The sequence below is a fragment of the Ideonella oryzae genome (assembly GCF_024055665.1).
In the GTDB taxonomy this organism is placed as follows: Bacteria; Pseudomonadota; Gammaproteobacteria; order Burkholderiales; family Burkholderiaceae_C; genus Ideonella; species Ideonella oryzae.
On record NZ_JAMXMC010000009.1, the window covers coordinates 225,011 to 241,730 of the forward strand.

The following is a 16,720-nucleotide window of genomic DNA, read 5'->3' on the forward strand; positions in this document are numbered from 1 at the left end:
CATGGACACGAGCGAACTGCACAGTCTGGTCGAGGCGCTGCGACAAGCCCACGGCGCACACACCGCCCTGTTGTATGGCTCCCTGGCCGATGGCAGCGCCGGGCCCGAGAGCGACATCGACCTGGCCCTGTTCGCCCCCATCGCGCAGGTCCAGCGGGACGCCCGCTGGCACCAGGGCCGGGCTTTGGATGTCTTCGTCCACCCGGAGACGGTGCTGGCCGAACCGACCGCCGAGCAGCTTTACCTGCGCGGCGCGCAGGTGCTGGCCCAGCGCAGCGACGAAGCCACGCGCTTTCTGGCCCAGTTGGAGGCCCTGCACGCCGCCGGTCCCCAGCCCCTGGCGCCGGACGAAGCCCAGGCCCGGCGAGTCTGGGTGGCCAAGATGCTGCAGCGCCTGCGCCGCGGCGATGCCGAAGGCAACTACCGCCGCCACTGGCTGCTGATGATGGCGCTGGAGGATTACTTCGCGCTGCGCACCCGCTGGTACCCCGGCCCGAAGAAGGCCCTGGCCTGGCTGGCCCGCGAGATGCCGCACCACCACGCGCTGTGCGCCGCCGCGCTGCGCCCCGGCGCCAGCGACGAGGACATCGCCGCCTGGATGGCGGCCGTCATCGAAGAGGACCTCCCGTCCCCCACCCACCCGGACGGTGCCGCATGAGCCTGTCCGAGTCCTTCCTCGCCACCTTCCACCGGAACCACGCGGGCCTCACGGCTCAGGTGTTCGACGCCCTGCCCTGGCAGGACGGCACTGGCCGGTCATGGTCCTCGTCCTACGACTGGCTGGTGGACGCCTGCCGCGACACGGCGCTGCCCACCGGTCCCGGCCTGGACTTGGCCTGTGGCGACGGGTTGCTGCTGGCGCGGCTGCTGGCCGATCCGGCGCGCGTGGCCCGGCCCTGGATGGGCGTGGACCTGAGCCCCGACGAGCTGTGCGCCGCCCGGCAGCGGCTGGGAACGGACACCCCGTTGCTGCGGGCCCGCGCCCAGGCCCTGCCGCTGGCGGACGCGAGCCTGGCCGCCGTGGTGAGCCATCTGGCGCTGATGCTGATGGACGACGCCGACGCGGTCGTGGCCGAGCTGGCCCGCGTGCTGCGCCCGGGCGGCCTGCTGGCGGGCGTGGTGGGGGCGCGGGCCGAGCCCAGCCCGGCCTTCGCGGCCTATCTTGAGCTGCTGGGCCAGCAGCCACGCAGCGCGCACTGGCAGGCCCTGCGCTTTGGCGACCGGCGCTGGCACGACGAGGCCGGCCTGCAGGCCCTGCTGGCGCCGCACTTCGGGGACCTGGTCTGCACGCGGCTCACGCGGGAGGAGCGCCTGCGTCCCGACGCCCTGTGGCAATGGTGCCTGGGCATGTACGACCTGCACCTGCTGCCGCCCGAGACCCTGCCCGGGCTGCGGGCCGACTTCCTGCGACGCTGCCAGCCGCTGACCGATGCCGAGGGCACGGTCTTTCACCGCCAGGCGCTGCTGGCCTTCTCTGCCCGGCGGCGCTGAGCCAGCGCCCGCTCAGTCGATGCGCCGCAGCCCCTCGCGGAAGCGCCGGGCATTGGCCACGTAGTGGGTGGCGCTGCGGGCCAGGCTGGCGATCTGCTCGGGCGTCAGCGCCCGCTTGACCACCGCCGGGCTGCCGACGATCAGCGAGCCGTCCGGAAACTCCTTGCCCTCGGTCACCAGCGCCCCGGCGCCGACCAGGCAGTTGGCCCCGATCTTCGCGCCATTGAGCACCACCGCGCCGATGCCGATCAGCGTGTTGTCCCCCACGGTGCAGCCGTGCAGCATGGCCTGGTGGCCCACCGTCACGCCCGCGCCCAGGGTCAGCGGCTTGCCCGGGTCCGAATGCAGCACGCAGGCGTCCTGCAGGTTGCTGCGCGGGCCCACGCGGATGGGCTCCAGCTGGTCGCCGCGCAGGATGGCGCCGAACCAGACGCTGACCTCCTCGGCCAGCTCCACGTTGCCGATGACCTGGGCCGAATCGGCCACCCAGGCGCTGTCGTCGATCTGCGGCTGCTGCTCGCCCAATGCGTACACGGCCATGTGCTTGTCTCCTGTGTTGCGGCCCTGGGGTCAGGGATGGCTGGCGGCCGAGGCCGCCGGGGGGGGCTCGGCCGGTGCCGAGGCCGCTTCGGCCCCGGACGCGCCTGAGGCCGCACCCGCCGCATCGTCCAGCCCGATCTGCGTCACGTAGCCGCCCTCGGCGTATTCGCTGTAGTACCACTCGCCGTTGACCTGCTGCACGCCCTCGGGGGGCTCGTAGCTGTGCACCGGCACGTTGCGCAGCACCCGGTCCATGTAGCTGATCCAGATCGGCAGCGAGGCGCCGCCGCCGCTTTCGCGGCTGCCCAGGCTGCGCGGGTCGTCGTAGCCCATCCACACCACCGCCACCACCGAAGGCTGGAAGCCGGCGAACCAGGCGTCCACCGCGTCGTTGGTGGTGCCGGTCTTGCCGTAGATGTCCGGCCGCTTGAGCGCCGCCTGGGCCCGGGCGGCGGTGCCACTGCGCGCCACCTCGTTGAGCAGGCTGTCGATCACGAAGGCATTGCGCGCCGGGATGATGCGCTGGGCCTCGGTCAGCGGCACCGGCGGCGGGGCCTGGTAGACCACCTTGCCCTGGGCGTCGGTGATGCGCTCGATCACCACCGGGTCCACCTTGTAGCCGCCGTTGGCCAGCGCGGCGTAGGCGGTGGCCAGCTGCATCGGCGTGGTGCTGCCGGCGCCCAGCGCCAGGGTCAGGTTGCTGGGCTGGCGGTCCACATCAAAGCCGAAGTGGCCGGCCCACTGGCGGGCGGTGTCGACACCGATGTACTGCACCAGCCGGATGCTGACCAGGTTCTTGGACTTGGCCAGGGCGCGGCGTAGGGACAGCGGGCCGTCGAACTGGCCATCGGAGTTCTGCGGGTTCCAGCCATCGGCCCCCACGGGCCAGGGCGCGTCGTTGACCACGGTGGCCGGCTGCACGCCGTGCTCCAGCGCGGCCGAGTACAGGAAGGGCTTGAAACTGGAGCCCGGCTGGCGCCAGGCCTGGGTGGCGTGGTTGAACTGCTGGCGGGTGAAGTCGAAGCCGCCCACCAGGGCCCGCACGCGGCCGGTGGCCGGGTCCAGCGAGACGAAGGCCGACTGGGCCTGCGGCCACTGGGCGATGGCCCAGCCGCCCTTGTCGGCCTTGCTCACGCGGATCACCGAGCCGCGGCGCACGGCCAGGGTGTCCGGCGCCTTGGGCGACAGGCCGCTCTTGGCCCAGCGCAGGCCCTCGCCTTCGAGGGTGACCTTCTCGCCGGTGGCGAGCACGGCCTCCACCTTGCTCGGGCTGGCCTGCAGCACCAGGGCCACGCGAAGATCGTCGTCGTCGCGCTGGTCCTTCAGGATCTGGGCGGCCTGGTCCTCGTCGTCACCGGTGTCGTCCCCCAGGTCCTCCTGGTCCTCCGGCCCGCGCCAGGCCTGGCGGCGCTCGTGGTCCAGCACACCGCGTCGCAGCGCGGCCCAGGCCGCCTGCTGGTCGGTGGCCAGCAGCGAGGTGGTGACCTTGTAGCCTTCGCTGTAGGCCTGTTCGCCAAAGCGCTGGTAGACGATCTGGCGGGCCATCTCGGCCACGTGCTCGGCATGCACCGCCACCTGGTTCTCAGAGCGGATCACCAGCTTCTGGGCTTTGGCCTCGTCGTACTGGGTCTGGGTGATGACGCCGGTGGCCAGCATGCGGCCCAGCACCACGTGCTGGCGGGTCACAGCGCGGTCCAGGTTGGTGATGGGGTTGGCGTAGCCGGGGTTCTGGGGCAGGCCGGCCAGCATCGCGTCCTCGGCGACGGTGAGCTGGTCCAGCGGTTTGCCAAAGTACACCTGGGCCGCCGCACCGAAGCCATAGGCACGGTGCCCCAGGTAGATCTGGTTCATGTAGAGCTCAAGGATCTGGTCCTTGTCGAGCTGGTGCTCGATCTTGACCGCCAGCATGGCCTCGCGGATCTTGCGGTCCAGCGTGCGCTTGGACGACAGGAAGAAGTTGCGCGCCACCTGCTGGGTGATGGTCGAGGCACCCTGGCGCATGCCGCCGGGCGTGATGTTGGCCAGGAAGGCGCGGGCGATGCCGATCGGGTCGACCCCGCCGTGCTCGCGAAAGCGCGCATCCTCGACCGACACCACCGCGTCCTGCATCATCTTCGGGATGCGGTCGATGGGCAGGAAAACGCGGCGCTCGGAGCCGAACTGGGCGATCTCCACCCCGTCGCGGGTGAAGACCTGCAGCGGCTGGCGGGGCTGGTAGTCGGTGACCTTGTCCAGGTCCGGCAGCATCGGGTAGAGCAGCGCGGCCCAGATGCACAACAGCAACACCCCCGCGAGGACCAGCCCCCCCAGGGACACGCCGGCAAACAGCCAGGGGCGGCGGTGCATCAGGCCCAGCAGGGCGGAGACATCAGGCTTGCGCATCGGGTCGGGATCCATTCGGAACAGCCCGTGGATTATCGGCACTTGTGCGCCGGCGGCTGGCGTCACGGGAAGGGCATAGACTCGCCGGGTCCGCCCTGGGTTCCGCCGCCGACACCCTGCGGCCTGCCGCGACCCCGGCCACAAGCCTGACATCCCGAAGTCCATGAAGAAGCCATTCACCCTGTTGACGCTGGCCATGCTGCTGGCCGCCCAGGGCACCTGCGCCATTGCCGGCCCGGTGCTCGAACGCATCCGCCAGAGCGGCAAGATCGTCCTGGCCCACCGCGATTCCTCGGTCCCCCTGTCCTACATTGACAGCGGCAGCGGCAAGCCGGTGGGCTATGCGCTGGACCTGTGCCTGAAGGTGGCCGAGGCGGTCAAGCGCCAGCTCAACCTGCCCAAGCTGGAGGTGGCCTACCTGCCGGTGACCTCGGCCAACCGGATGCAGGCCATCATGGAGGGCAAGGCCGACCTGGAGTGCGGTTCCACCACCAACAACGCCGAGCGCCGCCAGCAGGTGGCCTTCACGATCCCGCACTACATCACCGGCGCGCGCATCCTGGTGCATGCCAACACCAAGCTCGACAAGATCAACGACTTCGAGCACAAGAAGTTGGCCATCACCAAGGGCACCACGGTGCTCAAGGTCTTGCAGCACGCCAACGAGGAGCGCCTGCTCTACATCGACATCGTCGAGGCGCCCAGCCACGCCGCGGCGGTGGAGATGCTGGACAAGGGCCAGGTGGACGGTTTCGCGATGGACGATGTGCTGCTCTACGGCCTGCGTTCGGAACGGCCCGATCCGGAGAAGTACAAGGTCATCGGCGGCTTCCTGACCATCGAGCCGCTGGCCATCATGCTCAGCAAGGACGACCCGGAGTTCAAGGCCGTGGTAGACGCCGAGATGAAGCGACTGATCACCAGCCGCGAGGCCTACGCCATCTACGACCGCTGGTTCACCAAGCCGATTCCGCCACGCCATGTGTCGCTGAACATGCCGATGAACCACCTGTTGCGCGACTTCTGGAAGTACCCTTCAGACATGGTGCCCAACTGAGTCCCGGCTGAGGCGCCGCACATCAACACACGCGGCCGCCCGCGCCGCACCCGGAGGAGACCATGCCCGCCTGGCTGATCGCGCTCGACCGCCACCTGCCCATCCGCTACCTGGTCCTGCTGGGCTGTGCCCTGGCCGCCCTGCTGGGCTCCTTTGCCTGGATCGGCTTTGGCGTGGGGGGATGGTGGGCCCTGCTGGGCTGGGCGGGCGTCATCACCGGCGGCCACGACCTGCGCCAGCGCCGCCATGCGGTGCTGCGCAACTACCCGGTCATCGGCCACCTGCGCTTCCTGCTGGAGTTCATCCGGCCGGAGATCCGCCAGTACTTCATCGAGAGCGACAACGAGGCCGCGCCCTTCTCGCGCCAGCAGCGCTCGCTGGTCTACCAGCGGGCCAAGGGCGAGCCCGACAAGCGCCCGCTGGGCACCCAGTTGGACCTGCACCGCCAGGGCTACGAGTGGCTCAATCACTCGCTGCAGCCCACGGTGCTGGCCACGCACGACTTCCGCATCACCATCGGCGAGGGGCGGGCCCAGCCCTACAGCGCCAGCGTGTTCAACATCTCGGCGATGAGCTTCGGCGCCCTGTCGGCCAACGCCATCCTGGCGCTGAACGCCGGCGCCCGGCGCGGCGGCTTCATGCACGACACCGGCGAAGGCTCGGTCAGCCGCTACCACCGCGTACACGGCGGTGATCTGGTCTGGGAAGTCGCCTCGGGCTACTTCGGTTGCCGGGACGAGGCCGGCCACTTCGACCCGGACAAGTTCGCCGCCCTGGCGACCGACCCGCAGATCAAGCTGATCGAGGTGAAGCTCTCGCAAGGCGCCAAGCCCGGCCACGGCGGCGTGCTGCCCGGCCCCAAGGTGACGCCGGAGATTGCCGCGGCGCGTGGGGTGCCGGTGGGCGTGGACTGCGTCTCGCCCGCCGCCCACAGCGCCTTTGGCACGCCCGAGGAACTGCTGCAGTTCGTGGCCCGGCTGCGCGAGCTCTCCGGCGGCAAGCCCACCGGCTTCAAGCTCTGCATCGGCCACCCCTGGGAGTGGTTCGCGATCTGCAAGGCCATGCTGGCCAGCGGCATCACGCCGGACTTCATCGTGGTGGACGGCGGCGAGGGCGGCACCGGCGCCGCGCCGCTGGAGTTCACGGACCATGTGGGCGCCCCGCTGCAGGAGGGCCTGCTGCTGGTGCACAACACCCTGGTGGGCCTGAACCTGCGCGACAAGGTCCGCATCGGCGCGGCCGGCCGCATCGTCAGCGCCTTTGACATCGCCCGCGCCATGGCCCTGGGCGCCGACTGGTGCAACTCGGCCCGCGGCTTCATGTTCGCGCTGGGCTGCATCCAGGCCCAGGCCTGCCACACCGGCCAGTGCCCCACCGGCGTCACCAGCCAGGACCCGGTGCGCCAGCAGGCCCTGGTGGTGTCCGACAAGGCCGAACGGGTCTTCAACTTCCACCAGAACACGTTGCATGCGCTGCAAGAACTGGTGCAGGCCGCTGGCCTGCGGCACCCGCGGGAGATCACCACCCGCCACATCGTGCGCCGCACCCCGGGCGACCGCGTGACCCTGCTGGCCAACTGCCTGCCCACGGTGCAGCCGGGCGAGCTCCTGGCGGCCGAGCGGGGCGAGCGCCCCTGGCCGCAGCCGGTCTATGAGCTCTATTGGCCCATGGCGCGTGCGGACAGCTTCTCGCCCCGGGAGCCGATGCCGGCCTGAGCCCGGCCGATCCGGCCATGCAGACTGCCCCGGAACACACCGGCCCGCCAGCCGGCTTCGACTGGCGCCTGTGGCGACGCTTTGCCACCATCGCCGCGCCCTACTGGCGCTCGGACGAGCGCTGGCGCGCCCGCGGCCTGTTGATGCTGCTGGCCCTGCTGCTGCTGGGCCAGACCTTCTTCAACGTGATGTTCAACCAGGAGACGGGGGAATTCACCTCGGCCCTGGCGGCGCACGATGCCCCCCGCTTCTGGAGTGCCATCGCGCGCTTTGCGCTGCTGCTGTGCCTGGCGGTCCCGGTCTGGGGCCTGTACTACTTCGTGCGCGACACGCTGGGCCTGCGCTGGCGGCACTGGCTGACCCGGCGCTTCCTGGCGCGCTACCTGGGCCAGCACGCCTTCTACCGGCTCAACGCGGTGACCGCGCTGGACAACCCCGACCAACGGATCTCCGAGGACATCAACAGCTTCACCCAGCAGTCGCTCTACTTCCTGATGGTGGGGCTGGGCTCGCTGATCGACCTGGTGGCCTTCGCCGGCGTGCTGTGGTCGATCTCGCGCCCGCTGGTGCTGTTCCTGATCGCCTACGCCGCCCTGGTCACCTTCGTCACCACCTCGGTCTTCGGCCGGCGGCTGATCGGCCTGAACTTCCGCCAGCTGCGCCGGGAGGCGGATTTCCGCTTCGGCCTGGTGCGGCTGCGCGAACAGGCCGAGCCGATCGCCTTCCACCGCGGCGAGGCCCAGGAGCTGTCCCGCCTGGGCCAGGTTTTCGAGGCCGTGGTGGACAACTGGCGCCGCGTGCTGCGCTGGCAGCTGGGCCTGAACCTGTTCCAGTACGGGCACAGCTTCCTGACCCTGGCCCTGCCCAGCGTCATCATCGCCGACCAGGTCCTCTCCGGCGAGATGGAGGTCGGCCGCGCGGTGCAGGCGGCGGGCGCCTTCACCGCGGTGCTGAGCGCCATGGCGGTGATCGTCGAGCACTTCGAAAGCCTGAGCCGCTTCTCCGCCGGGGTGAACCGCCTGCACGAGTTCTCGCAGACGCTGGACACCCAGCACGAACGCCAGAGCGGAGAAGAGATCGACTGCCTGCCGGCCACCGTGCTGGCGCTGCAGGACCTGACCGTGCGCACGCCGGGAGGCGAGCACCTGATCGTGCGGGACCTGGGCCTGCAGGTCCCCGAGGGCGAGGGGCTGATGGTCGTCGGACCCAGCGGGGTGGGCAAGAGTTCGCTGCTGCGGGCCATCGCCGGCCTGTGGCGCCAGGGCAGCGGCCAGGTGCTGCGCCCCGGCGGCGACGAGTTGCGCTTCCTGCCGCAGCACCCCTACCTGCCACTGGGCGACCTGCGCAGCCAGCTGCTCTACCCGGATCTGGACCGCGACATCTCCGATGCCGAGTTGCTGGACATGCTGCAGCGCGTGGCGCTGCCGGAACTGGCCGACCGGGTGGGGGGGCTGGCGGCGCAATGCGACTGGGCCAAGCTGCTGTCCACCGGCGAGCAGCAGCGCCTGGCCTTTGCCCGGGTCTTGATCGCCCGCCCGCGCTACGCGGTGCTGGACGAGGCCACCAGCGCGCTGGACGCGGTGCACGAGAGCGCGCTGTACCGGCAGTTGGAGGGCCTGGCGATCACGCCCGTCAGCATCAGCCACCACCCCGGGCTGCGCCCCTACCACCGCTGGGTGCTGGAGCTGCAGGGCGACGGCCTGGGGAGCTGGCGCCTGTGGTCCTCGGAGGACTACATCTTCCCTTCCTGAGGACCGAGGAAGACCTCAGGCCTGGGGCGGCGCGGTGTCGATGAAGCTCTGCCGTGCGGCCAGCTTGTCGTGCAGGCGCTGCAGATTGGGGTGCGCACCCCGCCAGTCGATGGCGGGAAAGCGGAAATCCAGGTAACTCAGCGCCACGCCCACCGCGATGTCGGCCAGCGTGAAGTGAGTCCCCGCTCCGGCGCAGAAAGCCTTCTCGGCCAGGCCCCGGCTCATGGCCTGCAGAGCAGAGTTCACCCGGACCATCTGGCGGTCGACCCAGGCCTGGCAGCGCTCGCCCTCGGCGCGTCCGGCCCAGGTCTGTTCCAGACGGGCCGCGATGCTGGCGTCCAGCAGGCCATCGGCCAGCGCTTCCCAGGTGCGCACCTCGGCGCGCTCGCGCCCGGTGGTCGGGATCAGCTTGCCCACCGGGGAGAGCATGTCCACGTACTCGACGATCACCCGCGAGTCGAACACCGCCTCGCCGCCCTCCATCACCAGGCAAGGCACCTTGCCCAGCGGGTTGGAGGCCAGGATGTCGTCGCGCGCCCAGACGTCCTCCAGCACAAACTGGCAGTCCAGCTTCTTTTCCGCCAGCACGACACGCACCTTGCGGACGTAGGGACTGGTGAGGGAGCCGATCAGTTTCATGCGTGCGGTCAAGGGGATGGTTGGTCCGCGATTCTAGCGAAGCCCCCTGCCCCCGGTGGACGGCCCGAAAAAGAGGCGTCCCCCTTAAAATATGGAGTTTCGCGCGCATCCCGGCGCCGCGTTCAGCCCGAGCTCTTTGCCATGACGATCTCCACCCTGATGGCCCTGTCCCCCCTGGACGGCCGCTACGCCGCCAAGGTCACCGCCCTGCGCCCGCTGTTGTCCGAGTACGGACTGATGCACCGCCGCGTGCAGGTCGAGATCGAATGGCTGATCGCCCTGTCCGATGCCGGCCTGGATGGCTTCACCCCCCTGACGGAGGCCGCCCGCGGGCTGCTGCGCGGCCTGATCGCCCGCTTCTCCGAAGCCGATGCCCGCGCCATCAAGGACATCGAGAAGACGACCAACCACGATGTGAAGGCGGTCGAATACTGGCTCAAGTCCCGCGTCGAGCACGACACGGAGCTGAAGGCCGTGTGCGAGTTCATCCACTTCGCCTGCACCAGCGAAGACATCAACAACACCAGCCATGCGCTGATGCTCAAGGCGGCCCGCGGCGAGGTCATCTTGCCGGCCCTGGACGGCCTGCTGGCCACGCTGACCGGCCTGGCCCAGCGCTTCGCGGCCATCCCGATGCTCAGCCGCACCCACGGCCAGACCGCCAGCCCGACCACCGTGGGCAAGGAGATCGCCAACGTGGTGGCCCGTCTGGCGCATGCCCGCGGCCGCATCGCCGACGTGAAGCTGCTGGCCAAGATGAACGGCGCAGTGGGCAACTACAACGCCCACTCCGTGGCCTACCCGGACAAGGACTGGGAAGCCTTCTCGCGCAGCGTGGTCGAGGGCAGCCTGGGTCTGAGCTTCAACCCGTACACCATCCAGATCGAGCCGCACGACTACATGGCCGAGTTGTTCGACGCGGTGACCCGCACGAACACCATCCTGATCGACTTCTCGCGCGACGTCTGGGGCTACATCTCGCTGGGCTACTTCAAGCAGAAGCTCAAGGAGGGCGAGGTCGGCTCCTCGGCCATGCCGCACAAGGTCAACCCGATCGACTTCGAGAACGCCGAGGGCAACTTCGGCCTGTCCAACGCGGTGCTGACCCACCTCAGCCAGAAGCTGCCGATCAGCCGCTGGCAGCGTGACCTGACCGACTCCACGGTGCTGCGCAACATGGGCGTGGCCCTGGGCTACGCGCTGCTGGGCTACGACAGTCTGGCCCGAGGCCTGGGCAAGCTCGAACTCAACGAGGCCGCGCTGGCCACCGACCTGGACCAGGCCTGGGAAGTGCTGGCCGAGGCGATCCAGACCGTGATGCGCCGCCACAGCCTGCCCAAGCCCTACGAGCAGCTCAAGGCCTTCACCCGCGGCAAGCCGATGACCCGCGAGCTGATCCAGGGCTTCATCGCCGACCTGGCCCTGCCCCAGGCCGAGAAGGACCGGCTGCTGGCCATGACACCGGCCGATTACACCGGCCGCGCCGCCGCGCTGGCGGCCCGCATCGGCGACTGACCCGGCCGGCAGACGTCCGAGGGACGCCCCGGCATGGGCGTCCCAACACCTTGTGACAGGGTGTGTGAAACGTGAAGAATCCCCCCGCCACCGGCAGGGGGGCCTCATTAGAATCACGGACATGCATTTCAACGCCCTGCTTTCCCAGGCCAGCCGCGGCCACCAGTCCCTGCTGTGCGTGGGATTGGACCCGGACCCGGCCCGGTTTCCGGCGGGGATGAAGGGCGACAGCCGGCGCATCTTCGACTTCTGCGCCCGCATCGTCGATGCCACCAAGGATCTGGTGAATGCCTTCAAGCCCCAGATCGCCTATTTCGCCGCCCACCGCGCCGAGGATCAGCTCGAACAGCTGATGGCCTACATGAAGCGGGTGGCGCCGGGCGTGCCCGTCATCCTGGACGCCAAGCGCGGCGACATCGGCTCCACCGCCGAGCAGTACGCCCGCGAGGCCTTCGAGCGCTACCAGGCCGACGCCGTCACCCTGTCGCCCTACATGGGCTTCGATTCGATCGAACCCTATCTGAAGTACGAGGGCAAGGGCCTGATCCTGCTCTGCCGCACCTCCAACCCCGGCGGCAGCGACCTGCAGTTCGAGACGCTGGCCAACGGCGACCGCCTGTTCGAGCAGGTGGCCAAGCTGGCCGCCGGCCGCTGGAACCGCGACCAGCGCCTGGGCCTGGTCGTGGGCGCCACCTTCCCGGCCGAACTGGCCCGGGTGCGCGAGCTGGCCCCCACCCTGCCGCTGCTGATCCCCGGTGTCGGCGCCCAGGGGGGCGACGCCGCGGCCACCGTCAAGGCTGCCTGGCGGCCTGACGGCCCAATCATCGTCAACTCCTCGCGCGCCGTGCTGTATGCCGGGGACGGGGAGGACTTTGCGCAGAAGGCGCGTCAGGTGGCCCAGGCCACGCGTGACGCGCTCAACGCCGCGCGCCCGGCCTGAGCCATGGCCCGCGGCCCGGCACGGTCCCCGAGCCAGCCCGGCACGATGGACAAGCCCGCTGCACCGCTTTCCGCCCGCATCCGGGGTGCCGGTACCGGCCTGGGTCTGGCCACCGGCGCGGTGACGGCCGCCGTCTGGCAACTCTGGCCGTCCGGCGGCTGGGCCGGCTGGCAGCTGCTGGGCACCCTGGGGGCTGCCTGTCTCACCGGTGGCCTGCTGGGCACCTGGTGGACCCGGCAGGTGCTGCAGCAGCTCGCGGCCCCATCCGCCGCGCCGACGGAATCCGAGTGGCCGCCCACCCTGCTGGCGACGCCGGAGGACACGGCGCTCGAACCAGGCTCGCGGGCCGCCGCCCGTGGTCTGGCCGCCCTCTCCAGTGACGCCATGTTCGCGTCGCTGTCCCTGCCCCTGATCGCCCACGCCGGACCGCGCATCCTGGCCATCAACCCGGCCGCACGCGCCCTGTGGGGCGTGCAGGACGAAGCCCCGCTGCTGCAGCAACCTCTGCCCGCCCTGTTCCAGGCCGGCGACGCACGTGCGCGCGTGCAGGCCGTGCTGGCGCAGCTGTCCGCCCCCGCCGGCAGCCCCGGGGCAGAGGACGGGCCGGCCCTGTGCTCGGTGCAACTGGCCGGCGACACCGCCCAGCGGGTGGTGCAGATGCGCTCCATGCGGGTGCCGCTGCTGGGCCCCCAGGGCATGCTGTCCTGGCTGATCCCGGCCGAGAGCCTGCTGGGGCAGTCGCTCACCTCCTCCCAGGCCCTGCTGTCCCACCTGGTGGCCACCAGCCCGGACGTGATCACCCTCACCGACCTGCAGACCGGCCGCTACGTGATGGTCAACCCGACCTTCGAGCGCGTCACCGGCCTGCGGGCCGCGGACGTGCTGGGGCGGACCTCCGGCGATCTGGGCATCTGGCACGACAGCTCCGAGCGCCAGCGCCTGGTGGAGGCCCTGCGCGAGCGGGACACGGCCCAGGACCTGCCGGCCACCTTCCGCGTGCGCGACGGCCAGCTGCTGCACATGCAGCTCTCGGCCTCCCGCTTCACCCACGAGGGCAGCGAGTACCTGGTCATCAACGCCCGCGACATCACCCGCTCGGAGCAGCTGCGCCGCGAGTACGAGGCCGTGCTGGACACGGCCCTGTTCGGCATCGCCGTCACCCGCGACGCCCACTTCCAGATGGTCAACCCCCGCTTCGAGGCGATGCTGGGCTGGCCCGCGGGCCGGCTGCAGGGCATGCACGCCAGCCAGGTCTGGCCCACCCCGACCGAGCACGCCGAGGCCCGGGCCCGCCTGCTGCCCCGGCTGGAAGCCGGCGAGCATGTGGACGAGGAGGTGCGCCTCAAGCGCCGCGACGGCAGCCTGATCAGCTGCCGCCTGCTGGCCCAGGCGGTGCACCCCCTGTACGGCGAGCGCGACGGCATCATCTGGATGGCCGAGGACATCACCGAGCGGCGCCAGATGGACCAGGACCTGGCGCGTGCGCGCGACCAGGCGGAGGCCGCCAACCGGGCCAAGAGCACCTTCCTGGCCAACACCAGCCACGAACTGCGCACCCCGCTCAACGCCCTGCTGGGCCTGGCCCGGCTGGCCCGTGACCCGGGCGTGGACGAGCTGCGCCGGCGCCAGTACATCGAGAAGATCAGCGACAGCGCCGAGACCCTGTCGGCCATCATCTCGGACATCCTGGACCTGTCCAAGATCGAGGCCGGCAAGATGCACCTGGACCGTCTGCCCTTCCGGCTCGACGGCCTGCTGCAGAACCTGCACGAAGCCTACGGCGCCCTGGCCGACACCAAGGGCCTGACCATGCGCCTGCAGCGCGACCCCGCGGTGCCCGACGTCGTCGTCGGCGACCCGGTGCGGGTGCGCCAGATCCTCAGCAACTACCTGAACAATGCGCTGAAGTACACCCGCACGGGGGGCCTGGTGCTGGCGGTGCATGTGCTGCACGGCCCGGTGCTGCGCTTCGAGGTGATCGACACCGGCACCGGCATCGACGCCCAGGCCCAGTCCCGCCTGTTCACCCCCTTCACCCAGGTGGACAGTCCCGTCAACCGGCGCAACGGCGGCACCGGCCTGGGCCTGTCGATCTGCCGCGAGCTGGCCCGGCTGATGGGCGGCGAGGTCGGCGTGATGAGCGAGCCCGGCCACGGCAGCTGCTTCTGGGCCGAGCTGCCGCTGCCCGAGGCCTCGGATGTCGAGATCGACAGCTCCACCGGCAGCGACGGGCTGGACCCGATCCAGGGCGCACGCATCCTGATGGTCGAGGACAACCCGGTCAACATGATGATCTCGGTGGCCCTGCTGGAGCAGTGGGGCGCGGTGGTGGAGCAGGCCCAGGACGGCCTGGAAGCCATCCACGCGGTGGACCGGGCCAGTGCGCGCGGCCAGCCCTTCGACCTGGTGCTGATGGACGTGCAGATGCCCGGCATGGGTGGGCACGAAGCCACCCGCGAGCTGCGCAAGCGCTACCCGCCCCAGGTGCTGCCCATCGTCGCCCTCACCGCCGCAGCCCTGATCTCCGAGCGCGAGGAGGCCCTGGGCGAGGGCATGAACGACTTCCTCACCAAGCCGATCGACCCTCACCGGCTGAGGACGGCCCTGGTGCGCCTGCTGCGGACCACCCCCGCCGCGAACGGCCCCTGAAGCCCCCCCGGCTCAGCACACCGGCTGGCTGCGCCCCTGCGCGAAGACCCGCAGTTCACCGCTGGCGAACGGGGTCCAGGTCTCGTCCTGGGTCAGCGGTTCGGTGGCGATCACCGCCACCCGGTCCTGTGGCGTCGTCAGGTGGGCGAAGTCCACGCTCAGGTCCTCGTCGCGCAGGCGGGCGGCGCCGAAGGGATGGCGGCGCTCGACCCAGTGCAGGTGGGTGGAGCAGTGCGCCCACAGCGCCTGGCCGTTGGACAGCAGCATGTTGAAGGTGCCGTGGCGGTGCAGCTGCGGCATCAGCTCGGCCAGGGTGCAGGACAGCTCGTCGATGGCCGGCACGCCCGCATGGGCCTTGGCCAGTTCCTGCATCAGCCAGCAGAAGGCACGCTCGCTGTCGGTGTCCCCCACGGGGCGGAAAGCGCCATGCAGACGCGGGTGGAAATCCACCAGGTTGCCGTTGTGGGCGAACACCCAGTAGCGCCCCCAGAGCTCGCGCTGGAAGGGGTGGGTGTTCTCCAGCGCCACCCGGCCCTGCGTGGCCTTGCGGATGTGGGCGATGACGTTCTCGCTGTGGATCGGGTAGCCCTTGACCAGCTCGGCCACCGGTGACTGGCGGGCGCTGTGGTGATCCACGAACAGGCGCACGCCCTTGTCCTCGAAGAAGCCGATGCCAAAGCCGTCCTTGTGCTCCTCGGCGCGGCAGGCCAGGCCGGTGAAGCTGAACATGACATCGGTGGGGGTGTTGGCGTTCATGCCCAGCAGTTGGCAGATTTGGAAACTCCCGTCTAGTCAAGGATGTGGACTTTATGCCTGCAGCCTGCGCTTTGAACAGGCACCCCGGGCTGAATTCGCACAACATCAGCCACACTGGCCCAGCCGTCCATCCTGGGAGCCCAGGTCCTTGCCCAACGCTGCCATGAAGCTCACCGATCTGTCCCAGGGGCGCGACAACAACTTCAACCTGATCCGCATCGCGGCCGCGTATGCCGTTCTGGTCACGCACAGCTTCGCGCTGGCCCTGGGGACAGGTGACGCGGAGCCGCTGCGGCAGACCCTGGGCATGACGCTGGGCTCGATCGCGGTCGACATCTTCTTCCTGACCAGCGGATTCCTCGTCACCGCCAGCCTCCTGACCAAGCAGGACAGCCTCGAATTCATCGTGGCGCGGGTTCTCCGGATATTTCCCGGCCTCTTGGTGATGCTGCTGTTTTCGGTGTTCGTCATCGGCCTGAGTTTCACCACCCTGTCCTGGCGGGACTACCTCACCGATCTGCGAACCTACAAGTACTTCGCCAAGTGCCTGACGCTCGTTCGCGGCGTGGCCTTCGAATTGCCCGGCGTCTTCACCGGCAACCCCTACGACAACTCGGTCAACGGCTCTCTCTGGACCCTTCCCAATGAGGTGGCGATGTACCTCATCCTGGTGTCCACCTGGATTGCCCTGTCCGTGATACAGCGCCATCGCGCAGGCGCACTCCGACTTCTTCTGGTCCTGTCCGCGCTGTTCTCGGGAGCCCAGGTCCTGGCCGGCCACTACGGGCTGCTGAATGAGACGACGCCCTTCCCGCAGCTGTTCTTCATGTTTTTCAGCGGCGCTGCCTTCTTCGTGCTTCGCGCGCGAATTCAGCTCTCCCGCCCCGTCTTTCTTGCCGCACTGGCCCTGGTGGTCGCGACAGCCCTGCACGGGCGGTTCTTCTTCCCGACCTATCTTCTTTGCCTGCCGTACATCTTGTTTTATCTGGCCTACGTGCCATCGGGCTGGATCCGGAAATACAACCGCGTGGGCGACTATTCCTACGGCATCTACATCTATGCCTTTCCCGTCCAGCAGTCGGTGGCCGCGCTGATCCCCCATGTCTCTGTTCCGGCCATGATGGCGGTTTCGACGATCGTCACCCTGTCGCTTGCAGCGCTTTCGTGGCATGGGATCGAACAGCCGGCCTTGCGCCTGAAAAACACGGTCGTCGCACGTGCCCGCGCCCTGGCCCATCCCCTTCGGCGCTCACCCCGCTGAGGCAGCACGAGCCCGATGCGCAAA

The 16,720-nt window shown here is 69.8% G+C and carries 13 protein-coding genes; 9 read left to right on the forward strand and 4 right to left on the reverse strand.

What is annotated here, in order from left to right:
- Position 1 precedes the first annotated feature (1 nt).
- Together M0L44_RS16660 and M0L44_RS16665 are read left to right on the forward strand one after the other, a co-directional pair.
- A complete protein-coding gene (locus M0L44_RS16660) occupies positions 2–658 on the forward strand; it encodes a nucleotidyltransferase domain-containing protein (protein WP_252770927.1) in 657 nt (218 codons plus the stop codon).
- Positions 655–1,491 (forward strand): class I SAM-dependent methyltransferase, encoded by an 837-nt coding sequence (locus tag M0L44_RS16665; RefSeq protein WP_252770928.1) that lies wholly within the window; start codon positions 655–657, stop codon positions 1,489–1,491. Before M0L44_RS16660 ends, M0L44_RS16665 begins: the two co-directional genes overlap by 4 nt.
- A gap of 12 nt (positions 1,492–1,503) precedes the next feature.
- Here the strand turns inward: M0L44_RS16665 and M0L44_RS16670 are convergent, their stop codons facing one another.
- Positions 1,504–2,031 carry a gamma carbonic anhydrase family protein gene (locus tag M0L44_RS16670; RefSeq protein WP_252770929.1) on the reverse strand — a complete coding sequence of 176 codons (528 nt, stop codon included), beginning with the start codon at positions 2,029–2,031 and terminating at the stop codon, positions 1,504–1,506.
- 30 nt (positions 2,032–2,061) lie between these two features.
- Positions 2,062–4,413 (reverse strand): penicillin-binding protein 1A, encoded by a 2,352-nt coding sequence (locus M0L44_RS16675; RefSeq protein WP_252770930.1) that lies wholly within the window; start codon positions 4,411–4,413, stop codon positions 2,062–2,064.
- Positions 4,414–4,576: 163 nt separating this feature from the next.
- On the opposite strand from M0L44_RS16675, the gene M0L44_RS16680 reads away from it, so the two are divergent.
- The 3 genes from M0L44_RS16680 to M0L44_RS16690 all read left to right on the forward strand — a co-directional run bounded on the left by M0L44_RS16680 (position 4,577) and on the right by M0L44_RS16690 (position 8,936).
- Positions 4,577–5,470, forward strand: coding sequence for an amino acid ABC transporter substrate-binding protein (locus M0L44_RS16680; RefSeq protein ID WP_435526436.1), 894 nt, complete (start codon positions 4,577–4,579; stop codon positions 5,468–5,470).
- A 62-nt stretch (positions 5,471–5,532) separates the two neighbouring features.
- On the forward strand, positions 5,533–7,185 hold the full coding sequence (locus M0L44_RS16685) for an FMN-binding glutamate synthase family protein (RefSeq protein WP_252770931.1): 1,653 nt from the start codon (positions 5,533–5,535) through the stop codon (positions 7,183–7,185).
- A 17-nt stretch (positions 7,186–7,202) separates the two neighbouring features.
- Complete coding sequence (locus M0L44_RS16690; protein WP_252770932.1) at positions 7,203–8,936, forward strand: ABC transporter ATP-binding protein/permease; 1,734 nt, start codon at positions 7,203–7,205, stop codon at positions 8,934–8,936.
- Positions 8,937–8,951: 15 nt separating this feature from the next.
- Here the strand turns inward: M0L44_RS16690 and M0L44_RS16695 are convergent, their stop codons facing one another.
- Positions 8,952–9,575, reverse strand: coding sequence for a glutathione S-transferase N-terminal domain-containing protein (locus M0L44_RS16695; RefSeq protein ID WP_252770933.1), 624 nt, complete (start codon positions 9,573–9,575; stop codon positions 8,952–8,954).
- Positions 9,576–9,716: 141 nt separating this feature from the next.
- On the opposite strand from M0L44_RS16695, the gene purB reads away from it, so the two are divergent.
- From purB to M0L44_RS16710, 3 genes are all read left to right on the forward strand, one after another.
- On the forward strand, positions 9,717–11,090 hold the full coding sequence (gene purB, locus M0L44_RS16700) for an adenylosuccinate lyase (RefSeq protein ID WP_252770934.1): 1,374 nt from the start codon (positions 9,717–9,719) through the stop codon (positions 11,088–11,090).
- 121 nt (positions 11,091–11,211) lie between these two features.
- Positions 11,212–12,030 (forward strand): orotidine-5'-phosphate decarboxylase, encoded by an 819-nt coding sequence (gene pyrF / locus M0L44_RS16705; RefSeq protein WP_252770935.1) that lies wholly within the window; start codon positions 11,212–11,214, stop codon positions 12,028–12,030.
- Between the two features lie 45 nt (positions 12,031–12,075).
- Positions 12,076–14,679, forward strand: a complete 2,604-nt coding sequence (locus M0L44_RS16710; protein WP_252770936.1) for a PAS domain-containing sensor histidine kinase — start codon at positions 12,076–12,078, stop codon at positions 14,677–14,679.
- Positions 14,680–14,691: 12 nt separating this feature from the next.
- Here the strand turns inward: M0L44_RS16710 and M0L44_RS16715 are convergent, their stop codons facing one another.
- Positions 14,692–15,453: a class II glutamine amidotransferase gene (locus M0L44_RS16715; RefSeq protein ID WP_252770985.1), complete on the reverse strand. Its 762-nt coding sequence runs from the start codon at positions 15,451–15,453 to the stop codon at positions 14,692–14,694.
- 145 nt (positions 15,454–15,598) lie between these two features.
- Here M0L44_RS16715 and M0L44_RS16720 point away from each other — a divergent pair, with 145 nt between their 5' ends.
- Positions 15,599–16,696: an acyltransferase family protein gene (locus M0L44_RS16720; RefSeq protein ID WP_252770937.1), complete on the forward strand. Its 1,098-nt coding sequence runs from the start codon at positions 15,599–15,601 to the stop codon at positions 16,694–16,696.
- Positions 16,697–16,720: the final 24 nt, after the last annotated feature.